Source organism: Brucella sp. MAB-22 (assembly GCF_025908475.1).
Taxonomy (GTDB): Bacteria; Pseudomonadota; Alphaproteobacteria; order Rhizobiales; family Rhizobiaceae; genus Brucella; species Brucella anthropi.
The window spans coordinates 1,798,995-1,824,319 of record NZ_CP109782.1 but is presented as its reverse complement, the minus strand read 5'-3'; the positions used below and the strand labels follow the sequence as shown (position 1 = coordinate 1,824,319).

The following is a 25,325-nucleotide window of genomic DNA, read 5'->3' as shown; positions in this document are numbered from 1 at the left end:
TCCTTAAGTCGTGTTCGGTCTTGTCAGTCTTGTTAGCCTTGGGGGGTAGTGATGTGTGCAATCTGGACCGCGCAACGAAACGCCCCATTGATCGAAATCAAAGGGGCGCAAGAGATTTGAGAGAGTGCTGATGTTCTAACAATAGTGTTGCAGGAAAAACGCAGTCCCGTCTGGTCAGGCTTTCGGAAACCGATCGCGGTCATGCGGCGCAGAGAAGTCGATCTCCGGTCCCGCAGGCACAATGCCCGTTGGATTGATGTTCTTGTGGCTGCGATAATAGTGGCCCTTGATGTGTTCCATGTTCACGGTCGCGGCCACGCCCGGCACCTGATAGAGTTCACGCGTGTAATTCCAAAGGTTCGGGTAATCGGCAAGACGGCGCAGATTGCACTTGAAATGGCCAACATAGACCGGATCGAAACGCAAGAGCGTCGTGAACAGCCGCCAGTCCGCTTCTGTCAGGCGGTCGCCGGTCAGATAACGCTGGCGCGAAAGCCGATCCTCAAGCGAATCGAGCGCCGCGAACAATTGCCCGAACGCTTCCTCATAGGCGTCCTGCGTGGTGGCGAAACCGGCGCGATAAACCCCGTTGTTGATATTGGGGTAGATGAAATCGTTGTGGGCATCGATTTCACCGCGCAATGCTTCCGGGTAAAAGTCGAGCGAGGCATCACCGAAATCGTTGAACGCGGCGTTGAGCATGCGGATGATTTCCGCTGACTCGTTGGACACGATTGTCTGGCGCTCTTTGTCCCAGAGCACCGGCACCGTGACGCGGCCGGAATAGTTTGGATCGGCGCGAGTGTAGATTTCATGCAAACGCTTTGCACCGTAAAGTGCATCGCCGGTGCTGCCAGTCGTGCCGTAGAAGGTCCAGCCTTCTTCCGCCATCAGGTAATCCACGACCGATACCGAGATGACATCTTCAAGCCCCTTCAGGGCACGGAAGATCAGCGTGCGATGCGCCCACGGACAGGCATATGAAACGTAGAGATGGTAGCGCCCTGGCTCGGCCTTGAAGCCGCCTTCGCCGGTCGGACCGGCGCTGCCGTCTGCCGTTACCCAGTTGCGGAATTGCGATTTAGAACGTTCAAAACGGCCTTTCGTGCTCTCGGTGTCGTACCAGACATCGTGCCACTTACCATCGACCAGAAGTCCCATGTGATTTCTCCTTTTGCAAAGAGAATAGGGCGAGAACCGCCGTTTTGCAGCATTGCAAGCCGTGAACAGTCCGTAACGGTTCCAAAAAGATCAGTCTAAACCGCCATTTTGAAAAAAATAGTTTTATCTCTGTCCATTTTGGTGTAATGCAAATTCCAAATTGCGGTCATCCAAACGCCGACCGCCAAGGAGAACGATTAATGGAAATGCTTTTCATCCGACGATGAAACTTGAACCGCGCCCAAGCGCGGAATGCATTCCATTGACCTGACGGTCCCCGACTTCTCCTATTGCGATCTAAGCCCATGCAGCAGCTTGAACTGACCTACGCGCAGGAATGCCCGGCGCACGACATTGAAATCGAAGCCATCAATGCTGAAGCCTTCGGGCCCGGACGGTTTACCCGGGCCGCGCATTTCATCCGTGAAGGTGGTCCGCACGCCCTTGACCTTTCCTTCGTTGCACTGATGGGCGGTATCGTCGTCGGCTCAGTACGGCAGACGCCGGTTGTCGTTGGCAAGACGCCTGCACTCCTGCTTGGACCACTTGCTGTACGGCCTGAATGGAAGAAGCGGGGCATTGGCGGCAAGCTGATGCGCATGTCGCTGGAAGCGGCGGAGAAGGCTGGTCATAAGCTGGTCATTCTCGTCGGCGACGAGCCCTACTACGGTCCGTTCGGTTTCAAGATGGTGCCTGCTGGCTCCATGGTCATGCCAGCATCGGTCGATCCGCGCCGGATGCTTGCCTGCGAACTCGCAACCGGTGCGCTGAACGGTGTCAGCGGCATCGTGCGCCACGCCAACCGGGCCTGATTGATTTCGTCTGGGAAGTTAGCGGAGACGCTTGTTTTCCCCTCATCCTGAGGAGCCGTCGCAGATGGCGTCTCGAAGGAGAGGGGAACTGAACCGGCGCTCGCCCTTGATCCTTCGACAAGCTCAGGATGAGGGCGTCGGACGAACGCGGTTTACCGCCCTTCGCGATACCACATGCTGCCAAAGACGAAGAGCAGCAGGCCGAGCGCCAGGAAGCCGGAGAACAACGGCAGGCGATTGACGCTTTTCAGCTGCGTATCCGAGGTTTCACGCAGGCCAATCCAGTCGTTGCCGCTGGCGCTACGGTTGCCACTGATTGCGGTAATCGTGGGAACCCGGACCGAACTATCGGCACTTGCATGCACGCGATGGACCGAGCCACCGGCCGCTTCAGCGAGCGGCTTCAAACGATCCGTTGTGGAGATACTGTCCGCAAATTCTGGCGCATCGATCGGCCCGACATGGGCCAGTGCTTCCAGATCGCCGTTTTTCACCCGGAAGATGCCGATCTCGTCCGTTTGCAGCGAACCTTCAAACAGGCCTGGCTTGCTGGGCGCAAGATTGACCTGCAATTCCTTGCCGGATGGGGTCGAGACGGTTGCAACACCCGGATTGTCGCCCATGGTCTGGCGGCGGATGGAAAGGGTGCGGCCATTGCCGGAGGCGGTCAGCGCCTCTTCCTCCAGTTCCGGCTCCTGCATCAGCCAATGGGCAATACGGCGATAGAGCGAAGCATAAGGACCGCCGCCTTCGAAGCCGCGCGCCCAAAGCCAGCCCTGATCGGAGAGGAACATGCCGACGCGGCCTTTTCCGACGCGGTTGAGAACCAGCAACGGCTTGTTGTCCGCGCCACTCATCACTGTTTCGCCCTGTGGCGCGGTGATGTCGATGGTGCGGAACCAGCGGCTCCAGTGCGGTGGCTCCTGTTCGCTGCCATCAAGCCCGCGCGTGACGGGGTGGCGTTTGCCGATGGTCGTAAGGCGCGGATAGAACGCCTTTTCCGTCACGGCACCAGTCGGCATGGCGGGCAGGGCGCTATAAAGCGGCGTGCGGGCAATCGACATTTCGCCTGCATATTCCGGGCCAGCTGCGACCAGCAAGGCACCGCCATTCTCCACATATTGCGCAATGTAATCGTAATAGAGGAGCGGCAGCACATCGCGGTGCTGGTAACGGTCGAGGATGATGAGGTCGAACTCGTTGACCTTGTCCACGAAGAGTTCACGTGTCGGGAATGCGATCAGCGACAATTCGTTGATTGGTGTACCATCCTGCTTTTCCGGTGGGCGCAAAATGGTGAAGTGAACGAGATCGACGGCGGCATCGGATTTCAGCAGGTTGCGCCATGTGCGCTCACCATTGTGCGGCTCGCCGGAGACGAGCAGCACGCGCAGGTTCTCGCGAACGCCGTCCACGGTTGCGACAGCGCGATTGTTGGTGTCTGTTACTTCACCGGGAAGCGCTGGCGTGGCAATTTCGACAATGTTCACACCGGCGCGCGGCAAGGTGATGGTGACGGGTGTTTCCTGCCCGACCTGCGCTTCTTCCTCACTGACGGTTTCGCCATTGACGCGGATTTCGACCGGCGCAGGGCTGCCGAGGTTTTTGCCTTCATCGATCACCGTAAACGACATTTCGAGCGGCTTGCCGCTGATGCCATAACGCGGTGCCTTGTTGAAGCGGATGCGGCGGTCGAATTCATCCGGCTTTCCGGTCACGAGACCATGCAGCGGCGCATCGAAGCCGAGCGCATTCTTGTTACCTGGGATGTCGTGCACCTGCCCGTCGGTAATCATGATCGCGCCCGCGACGCGGGACGGTGGCACATCGAGGAGCGAACGCGCCAGCGGCCCGAAAAGCCGGGTTGCATAACCGTCTTCGTTTTCGCCGGGCTTGCCTGCTTCCACCACGCGGGTTTCAAACTGCGGCATGGCTGCAAGCTGGTCCTGAACCGCCTTCAAGGCGGCATCGGTGTCGGCACGACGGCTGCCGAGTTCCTGGCTCTGGCTGCGATCCACCACCACCGAGACCACGCTTTTCAGCGGTTCGCGTTCTTCATTGATGATGACTGGATTGAAAAGCGCGAGCGCAAGCGCTGCCGCAGCCAGCAGACGGATCAGACCGCCGCGCATCCGCAACGCAATCGTGGCCAGCACCAACAGCGCCAGCGGCACGAGGATGACAATCATCCAGGGCGTGGAGAGGAACGGTTCGAATTCGATATTCATTCTCACCTCCTACCGCCGTTCGCGTTCACGATGAGGGGAAAAGAGAAGCGGGATCGGGCGATGACGTGGCTGCAAAACATCATGCTAGTTCCCCAGCCGTTCGATGAGGTCCTTGGCGTGGACCTGATCGGATTTGTAGTTGCCGGTCAGCATATACATCACGATGTTCACGCCGCCGCGAATGGCATAGATGCGCTGCATCGGATCGTTCGGCACAGTCGGGAGCAGCGGATTGCCTTGCTCATCCACAGCCCATGCGCCAGCGAAATCATTGGCTGTAATCATGATCGGCGTCACGCCGTCGCCGGTGCGCACGGGGCGTTCCCGTGGCGAAGCGTTCGGTGTCGAAGCCTCGACCCAGAGCGGGCTGCCTTCATAGCGACCCGGAAAATCGGGCATGATGAAGAAGGATTTGGTCAGCACATGATCGTCAGGCACGGGTTCCAGCGGCGGAACGTTCATGCCGTCGAGAATGGCGCGCAGGCGCTGGTTGGCGGGTGAGGCCGACGGATCGAGGCTGGCTCCGGCCTGCAACTGGTCGCGCGTGTCGAAAAGCACGGTGCCGCCCTGCTGCATATAGGCATCGACCTTGGCAATCGCTTCCGGGCTTGGCATCGGTGCCTGCGGGTCGATAGGCCAGTAGATCAACGGATAAAAGGCCAGTTCGTCCTTGGCGGGGTCGACGCCGATAGGGTCGCCCGGTTCGAGTGCGGTCTTGTCCATCAGCGCGAAGCTCAAGCCCCGCATGCCTGCCTTGCTGATGTCGTCGGTCTGGGCGCTGCCGGTGATGACATAGGCAAGATGCGTCTGCGAGACGGAGTTGATGATCGCCTCGTCTCCCGGCTTGCTGTCGTCATGCACCTGCTCTTGAGCCCCAGACTGGGATTGAGTCTGTGCTTGTGCTTTGCCCATTCCGGAAGGAAGCAGGTTGAAGGCGAGGGAACCGGCCAGCAGAACAGCTATTCCCGCCACCTTGGCACGCACTTTCATGCGGCGACGGAAGGCACCGCGCAGCCACAGCATCAAAAGCGTATCGAGTGCGAGAAGCATTGCGGCGACCGCAAAGAATGGTCCCGCCAGTGAAATCGACTGGTCCGATGTATAGGAAGCAGGCGTTATTCCGACGGAAAGTGTCGGCTGGGCAATGGGTTGCAGCTTGATGTTCGCACCTTCGAAGATGTTGAGCGCTTTCAAGCCGTCCTCATTGCCATAAAAGCCGGGCGGCGTGTTGATGCTGACGCTGGCCTGCTTGTTCTTTTCGATGATCAGTGGCTTGGCCTCGGATGTCGGTGGGGTCAGCGCGCCGGAAGCCGAAAGCAGCTGGTAGGGCGGCAGAGAGACCGAAACCTGATTTTCCTGCGCGCCGGTTCTCTGTGACAGCGACACGATGCGGCGCAGCATTTCCACGAAGGAACCCGAAATGGGCAGGCTTGACCAGCTGGCATCGGGAGAGATGTGGAACAACACGATATTGCCGCGTCCGCGCTGTTCGCCGGTCACAAGCGGCGTTCCGTCCTGAAGAACGGCGTAAGCCTTGTCGTTGAGATCGAACGACGGCTCGGCAAGAACCTGCCGGGTGACGGTCACATCATCGGGGACGGCCAGACCGGCAAAAGGCCCCTTGTCAGGAAAAATGCGGAGCTTCTGCGGTTCGGACCAGGACAGCGTGCCGCCCAAGGCGCGCTCGCCCTTGCGCAATTTCACCGGCAGAAGCGGATCATTGTCGCTGGCACCGGCAAGGCGCGGGCCTGCGAACCGCACCAGCGTGCCGCCGTCCTCAATCCATTTGGAAAGCTGTTCGGTGACAGGCTGCGGCAACGTGCCGATATCGGCCATGATGAGGATCGACGGCTTTGCATCCAGCACTTCCGGCACGGATTGCAGAAGATCGGCAGAACGTGGTTCGATCAGATTGACATAGGGCGACAGCGCCCGGGAAATATAATGCAGTGGCGAGAGCAAGGGCTGCGCCAGATCGCCGTCACCGCTGGCGATAAGGCCGACGGTGCGCCGTTCCGATCCTGCATCGATCAGCCGTGTTGCGCCTGCCTGTTCGATACCATCGACACGGATCAGGCGGAAATCATTGCGAAGCTCCACCGGAAGGTTGAACCGTGCCGTGCCTTCCGCGCTTCCAAGCGCGAAGGAAAGCGGCGCTTCGGCGATGCGGCGTCCCTTGTCGTCATAGGCAGCGGCAGTGAGCGTGCGCGGAGCCGACACGCCTTCCGGGCGGATGGCGACGGCTTCCAGACCGTCAGCCTTGTTGTCTATGCCGGTCAGCGCCAAAGTGCGGCTGAGGCTCGCGCCATACCAGAGAACGGAGGCGAGATGCCTCGACTTGTCCAGCTCTGCGAAGGTTTCCGCATCACCTGGCGATGCCAGCCCGTCGCTCATGAAGGCGAGGCGGACCTTTGTATCCGCGGGCAAGGTGGAAGCCAGTCGTTCCATTGCCGACTTGCGGTCAACTGGGATCGGGCGCGGCTCCAGTGCCTGAAGGCGCTCAGCAGCACTCTTGCCGTCATACGGGCCGATTTCGGCATTGGCCGGTTCCGCCGAACCCACGATGTAGATCGGAGCATCGCTGCCCTCTGCGTCGGAGATGAGTTTTTCGGCGGCATTGACCCGCTGTTGCCAGTCCTCGGCGGAAGCCCAGCCATTGTCGATGACGATGGCAAGCGGCTCATTGCCGGACAGCGCGACCGGACGCGGATTCCAGACCGGCGAGGCGAGTGCGAGAATGACGAGCGCGGCAATCAGCAGCCGCAGCAGCGTCATCCACCATGGACTCTTCGATGGCACTTCCTCGCGCTTGAAAACTTGCGCCAGAATGCGAAGCGGCGGAAAGGTTTCCTCCTGTGGACGCGGCGGCGTCATGCGCAGAAGCCACCAGATGACCGGCAGGGCGATCAGCCCCGCGAGAATGAGCGGCGAACCGAAGGCGAGCGGCAGAAAATTCATGTGCGCGCGCCTCCCGCTGCAGGCAGGGCGGCGCTCAAGTTTCCGCTGGTGCTCAGCGCATCGTGAAGCCGTGCCAGTGCTTCCGCCGTCGGCCTGTCTGTCCGGTGGACCGTATAGCTCCAGCCGAGCCGCTTGCAGAAATCCGACAGGGTTTCACGGCGCGCAGTGTAGAGGCGGCGATAATCGTCCGCATAGGTTTCGGCCCGACCGGCGACGAGCGTGGCGCCGGTTTCAGGATCGCGGAATTCGGTGCGGCCCGAATAGGGAAATGTTTCTTCGGCAGGATCGGCAACTTCCACCAGATGCGCGCGGACACCGCGTTGTGCCAGACGGTCGAGAAGATCGGTCAGTTCATCAAACGGATGCAGGAAATCCGATACGAGGACGACTTCCGAAAAGCGGCGGATCTGGGTGATGTCGGGCAGTGCTGCAACCGGCGCTTCGTGCATCAGCGCTGCCGCCAGACGTTCAGCGCCGTTGCGGGCAGAAAAAGGCTGGATCAGCGCCGGAAAGGCAATGCGTTCGCCCGAGCGCGATAAAAGTTCGGCAAGAGCGAGCGTCAGCACGAGCGAACGCGCTTCCTTGGAAACAGGCGCGAGCTGCGAGCGATAGAGCATTGAGGGCGAGAAATCGCACCAGAGCCAGACCGTATGGGCGGATTCCCATTCGCGGTCGCGGACATAGGTATGATCGTCGCGCGCGGAACGCCGCCAGTCGATACGGGCAAGGGATTCGCCGTCCACATAGGGGCGGAACTGCCAGAAATTTTCGCCGGGACCGCGTTTGCGCCGTCCGTGCCAGCCATTCATGACGGTGTTGACCACGCGCTGAGCTTCAACCAGCAGATCGGGGATAGCCGCTGCCCGCGCACGGGCGCGAGCAAGTGTCTCCTTGCGATCTGCGGTGGAAACTTCTGCGCCAATGACCATCAGACGGCAGCCTTTACCAGATTTGCGATGACGTCACGAATATGCATGCCGTCGGCGCGCGCCGCAAAGTTGAGCGCCATGCGGTGCTGAAGGACTGGCTCGGCCAGCGCTTTCACGTCGTCTACGGATGGGGCGAGGCGACCTTCATAGAGTGCGCGAGCGCGTGCGCAGAGCATCAACGCCTGGCTGGCACGTGGGCCGGGACCCCAGGCAATATGTTTCTTCGCGTGGTCGTTATCGGCATCGGGACGGGCGGAGCGCACCAGCTTGAGGATTGCTTCCACAACGCTTTCCGACACCGGCATGCGTCGCACCAAAGTCTGCATTTCGATCAGCCGTTCGGCGTTGATGATCTCATAGGCCTTGGCCTCGGAAACGCCGGTTGTTTCCAGAAGAATGCGGCGTTCCGCATCCAGTTCCGGATAGAGAATGTCGATCTGCATCAGGAAGCGGTCGAGCTGGGCTTCCGGCAGCGGATAGGTGCCTTCCTGTTCCAGCGGGTTCTGCGTCGCAAGCACATGAAACGGTGCGGGCAAGTCGTAGCGCTGGCCCGCGACCGTGACATGATATTCCTGCATGGCCTGCAAAAGCGCGGACTGCGTGCGCGGCGAAGCACGGTTGATTTCGTCAGCCATCAGGAGCTGCGCGAAGATCGGGCCCTTGAGATAGCGGAAGGAGCGGCGCCCGTCGGCATCCTGTTCCATGACTTCCGAACCGATGATGTCGGATGGCATCAGGTCGGGCGTGAACTGGATGCGCTGGCCGGAGAGGCCGAGCACGGTGCCCAGCGTTTCGACCAGCTTGGTCTTGGCGAGACCCGGTACGCCGACCAGCAAGGCGTGCCCGCCAGCCAGAACGGCGACGAGCGTGCGCTCGATCACGTTTTCCTGACCGAAGATCACAGTCCCGACGCTTTCCTTGATGCGTGCGATGTCCGCGAGCGCCCGTTCGGCCTCCGCGACGATCTGTTCGGGATTGGCGGTTTCAGGCGTAACGATAACGCTCATGTGGACCTCGCAATATGACCGCTCTGGCGGAAGTGCCTTATAAATCGCATATAGTGCTGACAAGCCGCGAAACGGTGACTATTTCATGACTTCGAGCATATTAAACACATTCGAGCAGGAATAACCGAGTCGGATGATAAAAAGCACCCCTGAAGGCAAAGACGCGCCGCAAAGTTCGATGCGCACCGCGGAAGGAACTGGCGGACTGGAAGCCCTGATTGCGCGCGCCCATGCGGATGCGCAAAGTGGTCCGGCGACGAAAGAGCGCGGAATCCCGCCTGTTGAGCGCTGGAACCCGGACTTTTGCGGCGATCTCGATATGGAAATCAAGGCGGATGGCACCTGGTTCTATATGGGTACGCCGATTGGGCGCAAACAGCTTGTGCGACTGTTTTCGACCGTTCTGCGCAAGGATGATGACGGCCAGACCTATCTTGTAACGCCGGTGGAAAAAGTCGGCATCCGCGTCGAGGATGCGCATTTTGTTGCCGTCGAGATGGAAGTGTCTGGCGAAGGCGAGACGCAGGCACTGACATTCCGTACCAATGTGGGTGACGTCGTGACCGCCGACGCGCAGCATCCCCTGCGCTTCGTGATAGAGCGGACAAGCGGTGGCTTGAAGCCCTATGTGCTGGTTCGTGGACGGCTGGAGGCGCTGATTGCGCGTGCTGTGATGTATGATCTGGTGGCGCTGGGCGAAGAAATCGAAGTCGACGGCGTGCCGACATTTGCGGTTCGCTCTGGCGGCGTGGTCTTTCCGATCATGGTGTCCGATGCACTGGAGGCTGCACTGCAATGAGTGAATTCCCAGCCTTTTCAGCCGGTGATTTTGCCGAGCGGGTTCGGCAGTGGCGCCCCAGCCAGGATGATCTGATTGGCGATCATTCGCTTAATCCCGATATTACACAATTAATGACGATGGCTAAGATGCGCGACGCCGCCGTTCTTGTGCCGGTGGTGGATCGCGGGTCGGAGGCAACACTTCTTCTGACACAGCGCACCGATACACTGCGCAAGCATTCCGGCCAGATCGCCTTTCCGGGTGGTGCAATCGACCCGGAGGATGGCACGGCGGAACGGGCTGCACTGCGCGAGGCGAATGAGGAAATCGGGCTTGCGGCGGATCGTGCCGAGATCATTGGCAATCTGCCGCGTTATCTCACCGGTAGCGGATTTTCGATCACGCCCATTCTGGCGGTGGTGAAAACGCCGTTCGACGTGCATCCCAACCCGGACGAGGTCGCCGATATTTTCGAGGTGCCGCTTTCCTTCCTGATGAACCCGGAGAACCATCGGCGTGAAAGCCGGGTATTCAACGGCAAGGAACGCTTTTATTACGCCATGCCTTATCACGAGCGATTCATCTGGGGGGCAACCGCCGGTATCATTCGCGGACTTTATGAAAGGCTCTACGTTTGAGCGAGAGTATGAATATTTCCGGCAAGGCGGACTGGCTGAAAGCAAAGCCGTTGCAAGCCCTGTTCAAGGCGCTGAACCGCGATGGCGGCGAGGCGCGTGTCGTGGGTGGCGCAGTGCGCAACACGCTGCTTGGCACCAAGGTCAGCGATGTCGATCTGGCAACGACGCATTTGCCGCAGGATACGGTGAGGCTGGCAAATGAAGCCGGTTTCAAGCCGGTGCCGACCGGTATCGAGCATGGCACGATCACTGTTGTCGTGCAGGGCCATCCGTTCGAGGTCACGACGCTGCGGCAGGATATTGAAACCAATGGCCGCCATGCCAAGGTCGCCTTCGGCACCGACTGGAAAGCCGATGCGGAACGGCGCGACTTCACCATCAATGCACTTTATGTGACGGCTGATGGCGGCGTGATCGATGATGTGGGCGGGCTTGGCGATATTGAGAGCCGGACGCTGCGCTTCATCGGCGATGCGGAACAGCGCATTCGAGAGGATTACCTGCGCATCCTGCGCTTTTTCCGCTTCTTCGCCTGGTATGGTTCGGGACGGCCCGAGGCTGAGGGCTTGCGCGCCAGCGCACGATTGAAGGATGGCCTCGCCCAGCTTTCCGCCGAACGGGTCTGGTCGGAACTGAAGAAACTCCTGTCCGCTCCCGATCCGTCGCGCGCGCTTTTGTGGATGCGACAGGCCGGTGTCTTGAATCTCATTCTGCCTGAAAGCGAGAAATGGGGTATCGACGCCATTCATGGGCTGGTGCGGACCGAGGCCGATCTTGGCTGGCAGCCTGATCCGCTGCTGCGGCTTGAAAGCATTATTCCGCCCGACAGCGTGCGGATGGAGGAGATGGGCAAGCGGCTGAAAATGTCCAATGCGGAAAGGGCGCGGCTTGAAGCCTGGGCACGGGCCGATGCGGTCAAGCCGGAGCTTTCCGAGCAAGCTTTGAAGAAGACCATCTATCGCGGCAGCAAGCAGGCTGTGCTTGACCGCATTCGTCTGGCCTATGCGGCGGCGCGAGCCGATGCCGCGGGCAGCGACGATGCGATGATCCGCGCCGGTGGTTTCGCGCGTCTTCTCGATGCCGCCGAACATTATGATGCCCCTGTTTTCCCCGTCACGGGCAGTGATCTTCTGGCTTTGGGCATTGAAAAAGGCCCCGGTCTTGGAGAAACATTGCGGTCTCTCGAAACTTTCTGGATTGACTCCGGTTTTAGTCTTGACCGTGCCACGCTTCTGGACAAACTTGATCGCGGTTAGAGCGGTTTCGCTCTAACCGTTTTTTCTCAGGCATTTCCGAACACAAAACCGTGTCTCACTTTTGTTGGAAATGCCCTGAAAATGAATAGCTAATGGCTTGCTTGCAAATTTCAGCCGTAGTTTCATCGCTTTATAGCTGGAGCATGTTTCCCAAAAGTGGGAACCGGTTTTGGGGCGAAACATACCCAAAACAGGCCCAATACTGGCAAAGAAAACTTTTCAGCGCGCGTTTTGAAAGAATATGAGATGTCCAACCCCGATACATCGATACAAGACAAAGCAGCGACCGATCCGAAGCAGAAGTTTGGCACCGAAGGCATCGCCGCCATGGACCGGCCAAGCCCGATCACCCGCTTTTTCATGGGGATCGTATCCTGGGCCGAAGGTCTCAATCTGAAATATGCCAAGCTCGGCAATCCGCCCGTCTACGACAATGCGACTTTCCCCTGGTCCGCCGAGATCGAGAAGGAATGGCCTGCCATCCGCAAGGAGCTGGATACGGTTCTGCTGCGTCAGAGTGAGCTGCCTTCCTTTCAGGATATTTCGACCGATGTGAAAACGATCTCGACCGATAATCGCTGGAAGACGTTCTTTCTGCTCGGTTTCGGCGTGAAGTCGGAACAGAACATCAAGGCCTGCCCGGAAACCTGGCGTATCGTGAACAAGATTCCCGGCCTGACGACGGCAATGTTCTCCATCTTCGAACCGGGCAAGCATCTGCCGCCGCATCGCGGACCTTATAATGGCGTGCTGCGCCTGCATCTTGGTCTCATCGTGCCGGAACCGAATGACCAGCTTGCCATCCGCGTGGACAATCAGGTCTGTCATTGGCAGGAAGGCAAGGTGTTGATTTTCGACGATGCCTATGAGCATGAGGCGTGGAACCATACCGACAAGACGCGCGTGGTCCTTTTCGTCGACTTTGTGAAGCCGCTCAAGTTCCCGGCTCGACTGGTCAACTGGTGCCTGATGAACCTTGCGATCTTCACGCCGTTCATCAAGGAGGGGCTCGATAACCACAATGAGTGGGAAAAGAAGTTTTATGCGGAAGCCGAAAAGCTGCGCAACCAGCCGAAGGCGTGAAGCCGTTTGACACTGGCGTTCAGCGCTTATAAATGAGCAGGAGGGCTTATCGCCCTCCTGTTTTTATGTGTTTCCAGCCGCATCGCCACTTTGGGCTTTGCCGGGAATACCATGACGAGGAATTGTTGATGCCGGAGATTGTAGGAAGCCTTTGATCGTTCCGAAAAGCTGCAAGATGGCAGGCGCTGAGAGCGTCTGACTGGCAGTGTTCAGGAGCGGAAACGGCATTGGCCGTGGATGGTTCACCATCCGCGAGAGCTGGTGCTTGTCATGGTTTCCATCCAGGCAAGAACAACAATGAATATCTCACGCATGGAACAGCGCGTCTTGCACGTGCTGGCGCAGGGCGGCTACATCCGCCATCTGCGCGAAGACGGACATATCTGCGAAATCGAATGCTTTACCCGTGAAGGCTATCTGCTTTCCGATTGCACGATGGCAGTTTTCCAGCAATTGCGCCGTAAGCGGCTGATCGAATCCCGAATGGGCAGTCCTTATCGCATCTCGTTCAAAGGGCGTGAAAATGTTCGCGCTCAGCTCAATAACCGGTGAAGGAGAGCGTCATGCATATTCGCAAGGAAACGTCTGAAGACGCCGCCGAAATCCGTCACCTCACGGATGAGGCATTCCGCACCGTGGCTTATAGCAACCAGAAGGAAGGAGAGATCGTTGATGCGCTTCGCGCTACAAAGGCGCTCACTCTGTCGCTGGTTGCCGAAGATAAGGGCGAAATTCTGGGTCATGTCGCATTCTCGCCCGTCCTGATCGGTGGCGAGGACAAGGGCTGGTACGGGCTTGGCCCTGTTTCGGTCCGTCCAGACCGGCAAGGCGAGGGGATCGGCGGCAAGCTGATCCGTGAGGGCCTTGCGCAATTGCGTGCGGCTGGAGCTAAAGGCTGCGTTCTTCTGGGTGATCCCGGCTATTATGGTCGTTTCGGCTTCAAGGCCGATGCGCGGCTGAAACTGCCGGGTGTGCCCGCGGAATATTTCCAGTGTCTGGCCTTCGGGGCCGATATGCCACAGGGCGATGTCGCCTATCATGCCGCATTCAATATATAAAAAAGGGCCGGGAAACCGGCCCTTTTCATTCAGTACTGTTAAGGCCACTTCACCACGGGCGGCATGGAAGACAGGATGGAATTCACATTGCCACCGGTCTTGAGGCCGAAGATCGTGCCGCGATCGTAAAGCAGGTTGAACTCGACATAGCGGCCACGACGGATGAGCTGTTCGTTGCGATCCGCGTCGGTCCAGTCCTTGTTGAAGTTCTGGCGCACGAGATGCGGATAGACGACCGAGAAACCGCGTCCCACGTCGCGCGTATAGGCAAAATCCGCATCCCAACCGCCTTTTTCGTCCGGCGAATGCAGCCAATCATAGAAGATGCCGCCGGTGCCGCGCGCTTCATTGCGGTGCGGCAGGAAGAAATATTCGTCGCACCAGTCCTTCACGCGCTGATAGTCGACGATGTCCTTGTGCTTCTCGCAGATGAAACGGAAAGCCTTGTGGAAGGCGAGTGTATCGGGATCGTCCTGCGTGCGGCGGTTGTCCAGAACCGGCGTCAGGTCGGCACCGCCGCCGAACCACTGGCGCGTGGTCACGACCATGCGCGTGTTCATGTGGACGGCAGGCACATTCGGGTTTTGCGGATGGGCGATGAGCGAAATGCCGCTCGCCCAATAACGCGGGTCTTCCTCTGCGCCGGGAATCTGTTTGCGGAATTCCGGCGAGAACTCGCCATAGACCGTCGAGACATGCACCCCGACCTTTTCGAAGACACGGCCATGCATGATCGACATGACGCCACCGCCGCCACGGCCTTCGTCCTTCTGCCAGGGCGTGCGGACGAAGCGTCCGGGTTCGCGATCCGAAAGTGGGCCCTGCAATTCATCTTCAAGTTGTTCGTAGCTTGCACAGATACGGTCGCGCAGTTCCTCGAACCAGCGCTGTGCCGCCTGTTTCTTCTCTTCGATGTCTGCGGGGATGATTGCTGGAATTTCGTCGCGTTGCATTGTCTGTTTCCTTCCGGCGCGGTTTGCCGGATCGCTCGGCGGTATCAGGCAGCCAAGGGTAAATGGATGAACTATTATTTCTTGGCTTATCAAAGTCCGCTGCAGGCGCAAAGCACGAAGCGCGCGATCACAGGGTAGTATAGACCCTCTCCCCAAGAAAAGACTCGTCTTTATAGACCCGCTCCCCTATCTTTCTCTACCTAGGGTTTGGAAGTCATTCATTTCCGGTTTTGCCGGGAGGGCATAGCATGACAGCAGCACCGCCCCGTCCACCGCTCGAAGGCTTGCGCAAGCAGCTGCAGAAGAGTCGCGCCCAGAAAGGCCTGAAGCAAAGCCGGATGCCGCGCGACGGTTTCGTTCGCGAGACATTCACCCTGCCGAGGCTGGCGGCACGTGAAAAAGCGCGTGAATGGTTCGAGACATTCCCGAAAGCGGCCTACTGGACGGAAATCGAGAGCTGGTGCGAGCGCCCGGATGACGTGATCGAGTTCACCATGCGCCGGCTGGCGACTGCGGATTAGCGAACTGGTTCAGCCCAGCGGCTTAATTCAATGAATCGAGATTCGAATTAGGACATTGTAAAAACGCCCCGCGGCAGAAGCCCGGGGTGCTTTCAATTTTGGGTTGTTATATCGTAACCCGTTTTGTCTCACGTTGAAAGTTGGGTTTCAACGTGAGCCTGTTCGAGACGATCTAAACGAAGTTCTAGAATTTTACTTTCAGGCCAGCTGATACAGTTGCTGCCTGAAGCGAAGCGCCAGCGCCATCTGACGCGAAGCTCATCGTGCTGTCGGCGTGATCGAAAATTTGGGTGTCGCCTCTCATTTTCATGTGCTTTTCAAACCCGGCAGTGACGTAAAGGCTTGTTTGTTCGTTAAACGAATAGGAAGCGTTGGCTTGAAGTTCAAAGAATGGCGCTCTGTTAAATGTGTCAATGAAATGCAGATCGCGTAGCCAGTGATCGTCGAGATCTTTGCCGGAAACAGTGAGGCCAGCACGTCCAAGGGCACTGAACGACCATCGATCCACATTGGTGGTCCATTCGGAGCCAATGAAGAGTGCAGGCAAGCGCTGCTCGTAACTTATTACCTTTCCATCGGGGAGTGTGCTTGTGGTGTCACGAAAACCTTTTGAACTGTAGACGTAATCACCGCCCGAGGCCGTCCATTTCACATTCGTATATTTAAATCCGCCATGAATATTCAATGTATTCTGCGGGTTGATAACGAAGTTATGCCCCAGGGCGACGTCAAAATTGATGTAACGGTCCAAATCGGTTTCGCTTTGAGAATGATCTGTCCAGTTGCTGAAGTCATATCCCTGGAAACCGCGGATATTGGAAAGCCAATCATAATCGTGCATATTTCCTTTCCCTTGCAAACCGACTTTCAAGTTGCCCGAGAATGTAACATCAGAGCCAATGTCTGCTGTTATCTTGCCGCTTAAAACTGGCATCTGAGACTTCCAGATAAGATGACTTATTCTGTTGTCTTGGTCATATACTATTTCGTCGGCCTTGATCCAGGAGTATCCTATGCCGCCAGAAAATGTATAATTTATATCTGTTGTTTTTTTATTTGAAATATCTGCCGAAATGGCATTGCTGCAGTTCAAAGAATATAAAAAAACAAAGAATATAAGTTTCTTCATTATTTAGCCCCATATCAATTAGAGTGTAATTTGAGATGGAGTAATTTTTATAATACTTTGAATCAACCGCTTGTTTGAGCTGGCAATTTTTATTCAAAAAACTGCCAGCTCAATGATTGGAGTTTTATTTCCCTGCAGTCTGCGGTGCTTTTTCCCACGCTTTCCAGTTCTGGATGATGCTGTCGGCATAGGCCTTCCCGACGCGATAGGCGTTGGTCGTGGCGAGCGGGAAGCCGCCGGAATTTGCGGCAAGCGATTCAGCAGCCGTCTGGTCCTTGCCCTGACGGTCGAAGTTCGACGCGGTGCGCAGCAATGCGATGCGGTTGAAATCGAGCTTGCCGGCATCGGCAGCCCGTTTCAGCGAGGTCAGCGTGGCATTGTCTTCCATCTGGGATGTGCAGTAGTCGGCCTTGCCGTCGGTCAGAAGCTTCGACCATTCGGTCATGGCTTCGCCGAGCTTCGCGCCGTGCCAGTAGGTATCGCCCGAAGCCGTATCGCAGATTGTGACCTTTGGTGCGCCAGTCGCCGCTTCCTGCGTGTAGTGCTTGCGGTATTCCTTCGCTGCGTCGCTATCGAGAAGTTCGATGCCCTTGGTTGTTGCCAGTGCGTAATCGGCCAGCTTGCCGTTCAATTCGAAGACTTCAGTGCCCGCAGCCCATTTCGGCTTTTCGCCGGGCTTTGCAGCCCCGAGGCCGAAAAAGTCCGTTGGCCAGCCTTCCGGTGCTTCCCGAATGTCGATGCGGTGGTTCAGATTGGCATCGACGGAATATTTTGCCCAATGCGCCGATCCGAGTGTGCCGTGCTTCGGGTCGACACCGGCAATGCCAGCGATCAGAAAATAGGTGTGCGAGAGGTCGAGCTTGTCGCTCAGCGCCATAGCCGCCGTCGCGCTTGCGGCATTGGCGAATCCCATGGCCGTCGTCATGTGGCAGAGGCCTTCGGCGGTGCAGTCGATCTCTGGATATTCGGGGCTCAGGCCGGGCAGCTTGATCTTCTGCGTGAATTTTTCGCCTTCAAGCCATGGCTTGGCTTCTTCGCCGAACATGGTGATGACCATCACCTTTGGCGCGATGGGCGAAGCCTCCTTGGCGAAAGCCGGAGCACTTGCCAGCAGTGAAGCGGCGGAAGCAGCAAGAGTGAGTGTACGAACAGACAGGTTCATGGACGAAGCGAGCCTTTCAGACCGGATGGGGCGGGGGTGCTTTGCGAAGCCGGTCCTTTCGCGAAGCGCAATTCTGGCGTTGTCATTCCTGTCGGAGGGAATCGACCTTGTCCCTCCGCTGGCGCAGAGCTTCGCCTGCCGTCATCGCAACCGAAACCGCAAGATTTAGCGATCTCGCGCCGGGCATCATCGGGATCAGAAGCCGTGCATCGGCGGAATTGTGGACATTGTCGGGAACGCCCGACGACTCACGCCCGAAGAGCAGAATGTCATTTTCCTGAAACCGATAATCCGTATAGGGGATCGCTGCCTTGGTAGACAGCAACACGATCCGGCGCTTGGCCTGCAGGCGCCAGTCTTCGAAGTGGTGCCAGTCCGCATGGCGAGTGAGGGTTGCCTGCTCCAGATAGTCCATGCCGGCGCGCTTCAGGGACCGGTCGGAAATGTCGAACCCGGCAGGTTCGATCAAGTCGACCGCGAAGCCGAGGCAAGCGGCCATACGCAGGATGGTTCCCGTGTTGCCGGGAATGTCGGGCTGGTAAAGTGCGACGCGCAGTTCCATATGATGCGGGTAACGCGAAATACAGATTGCCGCAAGCACCGAAGGCGGCAACAGCCGGAACATCAACAGCTCCGGTGTCGTGATTTCTACAGAAAACATCTGTAGAAATATTCCCGTTTTGTTCCTCTTCCGTCTTGGCAATTCTTCCGGGACCACCTAAAAGGTGCACCATGTTCAGATGGTTTGAAAAACGACTCGAAGCTTATCCCGAAGAACCGCCGCGCGAGCCCCCGCGCGGACTGGTAGCCTTTTGCCTTTATTATACCCGCGGCGCCTGGCCGTGGATCATCGGCATGGCGATCTTCACCACGCTCATCGCCGTGATCGAAGTGTCGCTCTTTGCCTTCATGGGCAATATTGTCGACTGGCTGTCACATCAGTCGCGCGAGACATTTCTGAGCAATGAAGGCTGGCGGCTTGCGCTGATTGCTGGTGTTGTTCTGGTCGTCCTTCCGGGCGTAGTATTGATCCATTCGCTGCTTATCCACCAGACATTGCTCGGCAATTATCCGATGCGCGTGCGCTGGCTGATGCACCGTTACCTGATCCGCCAGTCGATGGCTTTCTTTCAGGATGAGTTTGCCGGGCGCATTTCAACCAAGCTGATGCAGACTGCGCTCGCCGTTCGTGAAACGGTGATGAAGCTTCTGGACGTGCTCAACTATGTGATCGTCTATTTCGCGGGCACGCTGTTCATTGCAGCGTCTGCGGACCTTGTCCTGATGATCCCGTTTGCCGTCTGGCTCGTCGTCTACATCATATTGCTGCGTGTTTTCATCCCGCGTCTGCGCGTGATTTCGGAACAGCAGGCCGATGCGCGTTCATCGATGACGGGACGTATCGTTGACAGCTACACCAATATCGCAACCGTGAAGCTTTTCTCGCATTCAAGCCGGGAAGAATCATATGTGAAGGAAAGCCTCGATGGCTTCCTCGGTACCGTGCATCGGCAGATGCGACTCATCACGTTGTTTCATTTCACGCTCTATATGGCGAACTGCATTCTGCTGTTTGCGGTGGGTGCAATCGGCATCCAGCTCTGGATGAATGAAGCGATTTCCGTCGGCGCCGTTGCTGTGGGCATCGGTCTGGTTTTGCGCCTCAACGGCATGTCGCAGTGGATCATGTGGGAAATGTCGGCCTTGTTCGAAAACATCGGCACGGTTGAAGACGGGATCACGACGATTGCGCGTTCGCATGAGGTCGTGGACGTCCCCAGTGCACCGGCATTGCAGGTGACCAGAGGCGAACTCGACTTCGACAAGATCGGCTTCCATTACGGCAAGGGCAAAGGGGTTATCGAAAATCTCACGCTCACGATCCAGCCGGGCCAGAAAGTGGGCCTGGTTGGGCGGTCCGGTGCTGGCAAGTCCACGCTGGTCAATCTGCTGTTGCGCTTCTACGATCTGGAGAAGGGCCGCATTCTGATCGACGGGCAGGACATTTCCAAAGTCACGCAGGATTCGCTTCGCGCCAATATCGGCATGGTGACGCAGGATACCTCGCTTCTGCATCGTTCGGTTCGTGAGAACATCATGTATGGGCGGCCGGATGCCACCGAAGAAATGCTTCAGCAGGCCATTCGTCTGGCGCAGGCCGACCAGTTCATTCCGCTGCTAACCGACCCGAAGGGACGGCAGGGGCTGGATGCGCATGTTGGTGAACGTGGCGTCAAGCTTTCCGGCGGACAGCGCCAGCGCATTGCCATTGCGCGTGTGATGCTGAAGGATGCGCCGATCCTCATTCTGGACGAGGCGACCTCGGCGCTCGATTCGGAAGTCGAAGCAGCCATTCAGGATAGTCTCAACACCTTGATGGAAGGCAAGACCGTGATTGCCATCGCGCACCGCCTTTCCACCATTGCGGCGCTTGATCGTCTCGTGGTGATGGACAAGGGGCGCATCGTCGAAGATGGCACACATGAGGAACTTGTGGCGCTCGGCGGCATTTATGCAAGTCTATGGGCCCGCCAGTCTGGCGGTTTCCTCGGCTTCGATGAAAATCCCGAGGATGCGCTGGTACAATAAGGACAGAAGCCATTGATGAAAGCGGTTTACAGCCTGTTCGAACGTTGGGTCGATCCCTTTCGTGAACCGGACCGGCTGAGACCGCCTTCAACCACACTTGGCTTTCTCTGGCATTATGCGAGGCAAGCGAAATGGCCGCTCGCCGTTTCGCTTGCGGTTGGCGGATTGCTGCCGCTGGTCGAGGCAGGCCTGTTCTATTTCACAGGCAGGCTGGTCGATATTCTCGATCAGGCGGGGAAGGGTGGCGTCGAACGAAGCTGGTCGGCGCTTTTGCAGGCGGCAGGGCCAGAGCTTCTGTTCATGGGCATAACCGTCCTTGTAATCCGCCTCGTCGTGACGGCGATCAACACGCTGCTGGAAGACCAGACCTTGTCGCCGGGTTTCTACAATATGATCCGCTGGCAGGCGAACTCCTATGTTCTCCGCCAGTCCTATGCCTTCTTCCAGAATGATTTTGCCGGGCGCATTGCCACCAAGGTCTGGCAGGCGGGGCAGGCGGCAGGCGATCTCATTGAAAGTCTCATTCAGGTCGTCTGGTTCATGGCGATCTACAGCATCACCACGCTGTTTCTGGTCGGTCGGCTCGACTGGCGGCTGGCAGTGGCGGTAGTCCTTTGGATCATTGCCTTCGGCTTCATCGCCTGGCGCTATCTGCCACGCATCCGCAAGCACGCCGAGGCTTCTGCCGAGGCGGGATCGATGATTAACGGGCGTATTGTCGACAGCTATTCCAATATTCAGACGATCAAGCTCAATACCGCCGATGACGATGAGCGCTATCTGCGTGACGGTTTCGAGCGGTATCTCGGCGCAATTCTTCCGTTCATGCGTTCACTCACCGGCGTTCGTGTTTCGCTCACCGCACTTTCCGGCCTGATGATCGTGACGGTTGCGGCGATTGCCATCGATTTGTGGACGCGCAATGCCATCACGGTCGGGCAGGTGTCGTTCACACTTGGCCTCGTGCTGCGCCTCAATATGCTCCTTGGCCGTCTCATGATGCAGCTCAATGGCATGCTGCGCCAGCTCGGACTGATCGAGAATTCCATGCGGCTGGTTTCTGCTCCGCTTGGTCTTGAGGATAGGCCCGGTGCCAAACCCTTGCAGGTGACAAAGGCGCGTATCGATGTTCAGGACGTCACGTTCCACTACGGCAAGGCGGCGGGCGTTCTCGACAATATCAACCTCACTGTGCGCGGTGGTGAACGCGTCGGTCTCGTCGGGCATTCCGGGGCGGGCAAGTCTACCCTCGTAAATCTCATCCTGCGCCTCTACGATGTCGAGAAAGGCGCGATCCTCGTGGACGGGCAGGACATTCGCGACGTCACCCAAACCTCGCTGCGTCGGGCGGTCGCGGTCGTCAGTCAGGAAACTGCATTGCTGCACAGGTCGCTGCGCGACAACATCATGCTGGCGCGCGACGATGCGACCGACGATGAACTGCTGCAGGCAGCACGTCAGGCCGAAGCCGATGGGTTCATTGCCAGTCTGGAGGATTTCCAGGGGCGGCGGTCGTTCGATGCCTTTGTGGGCGAGCGCGGCGTCAAGCTTTCCGGCGGGCAGCGCCAGCGCATTGCTATCGCTCGCGCTATTTTGAAGGATGCGCCAATCCTCATCCTCGATGAGGCGACTTCCGCACTCGATTCGGAGGTCGAAGCTTCGATTCAGGAGAATTTGAAACGCCTTATGGATGGAAAGACGGTTATTGCGATTGCTCACCGCCTTTCCACCATCGCAGCGCTCGATCGTCTCGTTGTGATGGATCAAGGCCGCATCGTGGAGGAGGGAACGCATGACGAACTTATCGCCCGCGGTGGCATCTATGCGGGACTTTGGGCCCGCCAGTCGGGCGGTTTCATAGGGAGGAACGGAGAAAGTTGAAAGCTTTCCACTGTCTGTAATGCGTTATCGCTTTGCTGTGCATTCCCTGAATTGAGCAAGCAAATCCGCCTGCGACATCGTGCCGTCATAAGGGGTTGGTGTCTGGACAAGCGATTTTTACGCGCATAAACCGGATAGTGAAATGGAGGGAATTTCGTCCTGTGAGCACTTGCAGGACTACTTTTGCGCAAGTGCAAAAGAGGACGAGGGGAGAGTTCAATTGAACATGCAGGTTGAAAAGGAATTGGCACGTGAGCGCACACGACACGGCTGAGCCGACACGGCGTGATTTTTTGTATATTGCGACGGGAATGGCCGGTGTCGTCGGAGTTGGCGGACTGGCCTGGCCGTTTATCGACCAGATGCGTCCGGACGCTTCGACACTCGCGGCTGCGTCCATCGAGGTTGATGTTTCGTCCCTGACGGAAGGAGCATCACTAACTGTCAAATGGCGTGGTAAGCCGGTTTTCATTCGTAACCGCTCCGCCAAGGAAATCGAGGATGCCAAGACAACCGCTCTTGGTGATCTCAAGGATCAGAACGCACGTAACGCCAACCTCGCAGCGGATGCGCAGGCGACCGATGTCGCCCGCTCGGCAGGCGAGGGCAAGGAAAACTGGCTGGTGATGATCGGCGTGTGTACCCATCTGGGTTGCGTGCCGCTCGGTGAATCCGGTTCTTTCGGTGGCTGGTTCTGCCCATGCCATGGCTCGACCTATGACACTGCCGGACGTATCCGCAGTGGTCCGGCTCCGGAGAACATGCACATTCCGCAATATGCGTTCGCTTCCGATACGGTCATCAGGATCGGCTAACAGGTCTTGGGGAGAGAAGACATGAGTGGTGGACACTCCACATACACGCCGAAGACCGGCATCGAAAAATGGGTGGACGAACGGCTTCCCTTGCCGCGTCTCGTCTATGATTCCTTCGTGGCCTATCCGACGCCGCGTAACCTGAACTACATGTACACCTTTGGTGGCATTTTGAGCTTCATGCTCATTTCGCAGATCCTGACCGGCGTTGTGCTGGCCATGCATTATGCTGCCGATACGGGCATTGCGTTCAATTCCGTCGAGAAGATCATGCGTGACGTCAACTCCGGTTGGCTGCTGCGCTACATGCACTCCAACGGTGCATCCTTCTTCTTCATTGCCGTCTATCTCCATATCGCTCGCGGTCTCTATTACGGTTCCTACAAGGCGCCGCGCGAGCTTCTGTGGATTCTGGGCGTGGTGATCTTCCTTCTCATGATGGCTACCGCCTTCATGGGCTACGTGCTGCCATGGGGCCAGATGTCCTTCTGGGGTGCGACGGTTATCACCGGCTTCTTCACGGCTTTTCCGATCATCGGCGAACCGATCCAGCAGCTTCTGCTGGGCGGCTTTGCGGTCGACAATCCAACGCTCAACCGCTTTTTCTCGCTGCACTATCTGCTGCCGTTCATGATTGCCGGTGTCGTCATCCTGCACGTCTGGGCGCTGCATGTGACGGGTCAGACCAATCCGACCGGCATTGAAGTCAAGTCCAAGACCGACACGCTGCCGTTCACGCCTTATGCGACCATCAAGGACGCTTTCGGCGCGCTCGTCTTCTTCGTGTTCTTCGCCTACTTCGTCTTCTACATGCCGAACTTCCTCGGTCATCCGGATAACTATATCCCGGCCGATTCTCTGAAGACACCTGCTCACATTGTTCCGGAATGGTACTTCCTGCCGTTCTACGCGATGCTGCGCGCCATCACCTTCAACATCGGCCCGATCGACTCGAAGCTCGGCGGCGTTCTGACCATGTTCGGTTCGATCGCAATCCTCTTCGTGGTGCCGTGGCTCGATACGTCGAAGGTTCGTTCGGCTGTCTATCGTCCGTGGTTCAAGCTGTTCTTCTGGCTGTTCGTGATCAACGCCATCTTCCTCGGCTGGCTGGGTTCGCGTCCTGCGGAAGGTTCCTACGTCTTCATGGCGCAGCTGGGTACGCTCTACTACTTTGCATTCTTCATCATCATCATGCCGGTCATCGGCCTGATCGAAACGCCGAAGCGTTTGCCGAACTCGATCACCGAGGCGGTTCTGGAGAAGAGCGGCAAGGCCGGGGTTACCCCCATGGAAATCCCTGTTGAAACTCGGGGCTGAACCAGCGAGAGAGATGAAGGACGTAACAATGAAAAACATCCTCAAGAATTTCGCTGCCTTCGGTATTGCTCCGCTGGTCGCGCTTGGTATCGCCCTAGGTGGTGCCTCGGCTGAGGAAGGCGGCAATGCCGCGGAGCCGGAACATTTCCCGATCCACCATCCCAAGCAGGAAAAGTGGAGCTTTGCCGGTCCGTTCGGAACCTATGACAAGGGACAGCTTCAGCGTGGCCTGAAGGTCTACAAGGAAGTTTGTTCGGCCTGTCATTCGATGAACCTGGTGGCCTTCCGCACGCTGGAAGGTCTCGGCTACTCACCGGAGCAGGTCAAGGCATTTGCCGCTGAATATGAAGTACAGGACGGGCCGAATGCGGATGGCGAAATGTTCACCCGCAAGGCGATCCCGACTGATCACTTCCCGGCGCCATTTCCGAACGCGAACGCAGCTGCGGCCGCGAACAACGGTGCAGCTCCTCCGGACTTCTCGCTGATCGCGAAGGCTCGTGGTGTTGAACGCGGCTTCCCGACCTTCATCTTCGACATATTCACGCAATATGCCGAAGCAGGTCCGGACTACATCCATTCTCTGCTGACCGGCTATGATGAACAGCCACCAGCGGGAATGCATATTCCGGAAGGGACGCATTTCAACCCATACTTCATCGCCGGCAAGTCGCTGGCCATGGCAAAGCCGCTGAGCGACGACCAAGTCACCTATGACGATGGTTCGCCGCAAACGGTGGATCAGTATGCACGCGACGTTTCGGCATTCCTGATGTGGGCTGCAGAGCCGCATCTGGAAGATCGCAAGCGGACCGGTTTCCGGGTCATCATATTCCTGATCCTTTTTGCCGGTCTGGTTTATGTCGCCAAGCGTTCGATCTGGTCGGATGTTAAACACTGACAATAGATCAACCTGAATTAAAAGATGGGCGCCGCGAGCGCCCATTTTTTTGTGCTGTAGCTGGAAGGTCGGCTGCGCCACAAATAAGCCATGAAAAAGGCCGTGCGTCGCCGTAATGTTCTTGGCAGAAATGAGCGGTTTCTTTT

The 25,325-nt window shown here is 57.7% G+C and carries 22 protein-coding genes; 13 read left to right on the top strand and 9 right to left on the bottom strand.

Annotation, left to right across the window (positions count from 1 at the left end; genetic code table 11):
• Positions 1-174 precede the first annotated feature (174 nt).
• A complete protein-coding gene (locus OHI65_RS18330) occupies positions 175-1,161 on the bottom strand; it encodes a glutathione S-transferase family protein (RefSeq protein ID WP_125300053.1) in 987 nt (328 codons plus the stop codon).
• 305 nt (positions 1,162-1,466) lie between these two features.
• Here OHI65_RS18330 and OHI65_RS18325 point away from each other — a divergent pair, with 305 nt between their 5' ends.
• Entirely contained in the window at positions 1,467-1,973 is a 507-nt protein-coding gene (locus OHI65_RS18325) for a GNAT family N-acetyltransferase (protein ID WP_071633912.1), read from the top strand.
• 152 nt (positions 1,974-2,125) lie between these two features.
• On the opposite strand, the gene OHI65_RS18320 is transcribed toward OHI65_RS18325, so the two are convergent.
• The 4 genes from OHI65_RS18320 to OHI65_RS18305 all read right to left on the bottom strand — a co-directional run bounded on the left by OHI65_RS18320 (position 2,126) and on the right by OHI65_RS18305 (position 9,095).
• Entirely contained in the window at positions 2,126-4,201 is a 2,076-nt protein-coding gene (locus tag OHI65_RS18320; RefSeq protein WP_012091647.1) for a glutamine amidotransferase, read from the bottom strand.
• 84 nt (positions 4,202-4,285) lie between these two features.
• Complete coding sequence (locus tag OHI65_RS18315) at positions 4,286-7,159, bottom strand: DUF4159 domain-containing protein (protein ID WP_094513993.1); 2,874 nt, start codon at positions 7,157-7,159, stop codon at positions 4,286-4,288.
• On the bottom strand, positions 7,156-8,088 hold the full coding sequence (locus OHI65_RS18310; protein ID WP_094513992.1) for a DUF58 domain-containing protein: 933 nt from the start codon (positions 8,086-8,088) through the stop codon (positions 7,156-7,158). Before OHI65_RS18310 ends, OHI65_RS18315 begins: the two co-directional genes overlap by 4 nt.
• Complete coding sequence (locus tag OHI65_RS18305; protein ID WP_010659594.1) at positions 8,088-9,095, bottom strand: AAA family ATPase; 1,008 nt, start codon at positions 9,093-9,095, stop codon at positions 8,088-8,090. Before OHI65_RS18305 ends, OHI65_RS18310 begins: the two co-directional genes overlap by 1 nt.
• 133 nt (positions 9,096-9,228) lie before the next feature.
• Here OHI65_RS18305 and OHI65_RS18300 point away from each other — a divergent pair, with 133 nt between their 5' ends.
• The 6 genes from OHI65_RS18300 to OHI65_RS18275 all read left to right on the top strand — a co-directional run bounded on the left by OHI65_RS18300 (position 9,229) and on the right by OHI65_RS18275 (position 13,911).
• Positions 9,229-9,894: a DUF1285 domain-containing protein gene (locus OHI65_RS18300; protein WP_125300054.1), complete on the top strand. Its 666-nt coding sequence runs from the start codon at positions 9,229-9,231 to the stop codon at positions 9,892-9,894.
• Positions 9,891-10,514, top strand: coding sequence for a CoA pyrophosphatase (locus OHI65_RS18295; RefSeq protein ID WP_012091651.1), 624 nt, complete (start codon positions 9,891-9,893; stop codon positions 10,512-10,514). The genes OHI65_RS18300 and OHI65_RS18295 overlap by 4 nt, the downstream gene beginning before the upstream one ends.
• Positions 10,511-11,770: a CCA tRNA nucleotidyltransferase gene (locus OHI65_RS18290; protein WP_185757961.1), complete on the top strand. Its 1,260-nt coding sequence runs from the start codon at positions 10,511-10,513 to the stop codon at positions 11,768-11,770. Before OHI65_RS18295 ends, OHI65_RS18290 begins: the two co-directional genes overlap by 4 nt.
• Before the next feature lie 246 nt (positions 11,771-12,016).
• Complete coding sequence (locus tag OHI65_RS18285; RefSeq protein ID WP_125300055.1) at positions 12,017-12,853, top strand: aspartyl/asparaginyl beta-hydroxylase domain-containing protein; 837 nt, start codon at positions 12,017-12,019, stop codon at positions 12,851-12,853.
• A gap of 297 nt (positions 12,854-13,150) precedes the next feature.
• On the top strand, positions 13,151-13,405 hold the full coding sequence (locus OHI65_RS18280) for a YjhX family toxin (protein WP_010659599.1): 255 nt from the start codon (positions 13,151-13,153) through the stop codon (positions 13,403-13,405).
• A gap of 11 nt (positions 13,406-13,416) precedes the next feature.
• Positions 13,417-13,911: a GNAT family N-acetyltransferase gene (locus tag OHI65_RS18275; RefSeq protein WP_012091654.1), complete on the top strand. Its 495-nt coding sequence runs from the start codon at positions 13,417-13,419 to the stop codon at positions 13,909-13,911.
• A 38-nt stretch (positions 13,912-13,949) separates the two neighbouring features.
• Here the strand turns inward: OHI65_RS18275 and hemF are convergent, their stop codons facing one another.
• The gene (hemF, locus tag OHI65_RS18270; RefSeq protein ID WP_125300056.1) at positions 13,950-14,864 is read right to left on the bottom strand and encodes an oxygen-dependent coproporphyrinogen oxidase; all 915 of its coding nucleotides are present in this window, start codon (positions 14,862-14,864) and stop codon (positions 13,950-13,952) included.
• Positions 14,865-15,112: 248 nt separating this feature from the next.
• On the opposite strand from hemF, the gene OHI65_RS18265 reads away from it, so the two are divergent.
• Positions 15,113-15,385, top strand: a complete 273-nt coding sequence (locus OHI65_RS18265; protein WP_010659602.1) for a hypothetical protein — start codon at positions 15,113-15,115, stop codon at positions 15,383-15,385.
• 184 nt (positions 15,386-15,569) lie between these two features.
• On the opposite strand, the gene OHI65_RS18260 is transcribed toward OHI65_RS18265, so the two are convergent.
• The 3 genes from OHI65_RS18260 to OHI65_RS18250 all read right to left on the bottom strand — a co-directional run bounded on the left by OHI65_RS18260 (position 15,570) and on the right by OHI65_RS18250 (position 18,238).
• On the bottom strand, positions 15,570-16,514 hold the full coding sequence (locus OHI65_RS18260; RefSeq protein ID WP_235824393.1) for an omptin family outer membrane protease: 945 nt from the start codon (positions 16,512-16,514) through the stop codon (positions 15,570-15,572).
• 124 nt (positions 16,515-16,638) lie between these two features.
• Positions 16,639-17,676 (bottom strand): purine-nucleoside phosphorylase, encoded by a 1,038-nt coding sequence (locus OHI65_RS18255; protein ID WP_012091657.1) that lies wholly within the window; start codon positions 17,674-17,676, stop codon positions 16,639-16,641.
• 82 nt (positions 17,677-17,758) lie between these two features.
• Complete coding sequence (locus OHI65_RS18250) at positions 17,759-18,238, bottom strand: tRNA (cytidine(34)-2'-O)-methyltransferase (protein ID WP_010659606.1); 480 nt, start codon at positions 18,236-18,238, stop codon at positions 17,759-17,761.
• 170 nt (positions 18,239-18,408) lie between these two features.
• Here OHI65_RS18250 and OHI65_RS18245 point away from each other — a divergent pair, with 170 nt between their 5' ends.
• The 5 genes from OHI65_RS18245 (at position 18,409) to OHI65_RS18225 (ending at position 25,179) form a co-directional block, all read left to right on the top strand.
• Entirely contained in the window at positions 18,409-20,265 is a 1,857-nt protein-coding gene (locus OHI65_RS18245; RefSeq protein ID WP_010659607.1) for an ABC transporter ATP-binding protein, read from the top strand.
• Positions 20,266-20,280: 15 nt separating this feature from the next.
• Complete coding sequence (locus OHI65_RS18240; protein WP_125300057.1) at positions 20,281-22,146, top strand: ABC transporter ATP-binding protein; 1,866 nt, start codon at positions 20,281-20,283, stop codon at positions 22,144-22,146.
• 251 nt (positions 22,147-22,397) lie between these two features.
• Positions 22,398-22,961, top strand: a complete 564-nt coding sequence (gene petA, locus OHI65_RS18235) for a ubiquinol-cytochrome c reductase iron-sulfur subunit (RefSeq protein WP_010659609.1) — start codon at positions 22,398-22,400, stop codon at positions 22,959-22,961.
• A gap of 21 nt (positions 22,962-22,982) precedes the next feature.
• On the top strand, positions 22,983-24,278 hold the full coding sequence (locus OHI65_RS18230) for a cytochrome b (RefSeq protein ID WP_125300058.1): 1,296 nt from the start codon (positions 22,983-22,985) through the stop codon (positions 24,276-24,278).
• 28 nt (positions 24,279-24,306) lie between these two features.
• Positions 24,307-25,179 (top strand): cytochrome c1, encoded by an 873-nt coding sequence (locus OHI65_RS18225; RefSeq protein WP_012091661.1) that lies wholly within the window; start codon positions 24,307-24,309, stop codon positions 25,177-25,179.
• Positions 25,180-25,325 lie beyond the last annotated feature (146 nt).

Excerpts from the sequence above, each read along its gene's own strand:
- OHI65_RS18330 (WP_125300053.1), bottom strand. The coding sequence starts at position 1,161 with ATGGGACTTCTGGTCGATGGTAAGTGGCACGATGTCTGGTACGACACC.
- OHI65_RS18325 (WP_071633912.1), top strand. The coding sequence starts at position 1,467 with ATGCAGCAGCTTGAACTGACCTACGCGCAGGAATGCCCGGCGCACGAC.
- OHI65_RS18320 (WP_012091647.1), bottom strand. The coding sequence starts at position 4,201 with ATGAATATCGAATTCGAACCGTTCCTCTCCACGCCCTGGATGATTGTC.
- OHI65_RS18315 (WP_094513993.1), bottom strand. The coding sequence starts at position 7,159 with ATGAATTTTCTGCCGCTCGCCTTCGGTTCGCCGCTCATTCTCGCGGGG.
- OHI65_RS18310 (WP_094513992.1), bottom strand. The coding sequence starts at position 8,088 with ATGGTCATTGGCGCAGAAGTTTCCACCGCAGATCGCAAGGAGACACTT.
- OHI65_RS18305 (WP_010659594.1), bottom strand. The coding sequence starts at position 9,095 with ATGAGCGTTATCGTTACGCCTGAAACCGCCAATCCCGAACAGATCGTC.
- OHI65_RS18300 (WP_125300054.1), top strand. The coding sequence starts at position 9,229 with ATGATAAAAAGCACCCCTGAAGGCAAAGACGCGCCGCAAAGTTCGATG.
- OHI65_RS18295 (WP_012091651.1), top strand. The coding sequence starts at position 9,891 with ATGAGTGAATTCCCAGCCTTTTCAGCCGGTGATTTTGCCGAGCGGGTT.
- OHI65_RS18285 (WP_125300055.1), top strand. The coding sequence starts at position 12,017 with ATGTCCAACCCCGATACATCGATACAAGACAAAGCAGCGACCGATCCG.
- OHI65_RS18280 (WP_010659599.1), top strand. The coding sequence starts at position 13,151 with ATGAATATCTCACGCATGGAACAGCGCGTCTTGCACGTGCTGGCGCAG.
- OHI65_RS18275 (WP_012091654.1), top strand. The coding sequence starts at position 13,417 with ATGCATATTCGCAAGGAAACGTCTGAAGACGCCGCCGAAATCCGTCAC.
- hemF (WP_125300056.1), bottom strand. The coding sequence starts at position 14,864 with ATGCAACGCGACGAAATTCCAGCAATCATCCCCGCAGACATCGAAGAG.
- OHI65_RS18265 (WP_010659602.1), top strand. The coding sequence starts at position 15,113 with ATGACAGCAGCACCGCCCCGTCCACCGCTCGAAGGCTTGCGCAAGCAG.
- OHI65_RS18260 (WP_235824393.1), bottom strand. The coding sequence starts at position 16,514 with ATGAAGAAACTTATATTCTTTGTTTTTTTATATTCTTTGAACTGCAGC.
- OHI65_RS18255 (WP_012091657.1), bottom strand. The coding sequence starts at position 17,676 with ATGAACCTGTCTGTTCGTACACTCACTCTTGCTGCTTCCGCCGCTTCA.
- OHI65_RS18250 (WP_010659606.1), bottom strand. The coding sequence starts at position 18,238 with ATGGAACTGCGCGTCGCACTTTACCAGCCCGACATTCCCGGCAACACG.
- OHI65_RS18245 (WP_010659607.1), top strand. The coding sequence starts at position 18,409 with ATGTTCAGATGGTTTGAAAAACGACTCGAAGCTTATCCCGAAGAACCG.
- OHI65_RS18240 (WP_125300057.1), top strand. The coding sequence starts at position 20,281 with ATGAAAGCGGTTTACAGCCTGTTCGAACGTTGGGTCGATCCCTTTCGT.
- OHI65_RS18230 (WP_125300058.1), top strand. The coding sequence starts at position 22,983 with ATGAGTGGTGGACACTCCACATACACGCCGAAGACCGGCATCGAAAAA.
- OHI65_RS18225 (WP_012091661.1), top strand. The coding sequence starts at position 24,307 with ATGAAAAACATCCTCAAGAATTTCGCTGCCTTCGGTATTGCTCCGCTG.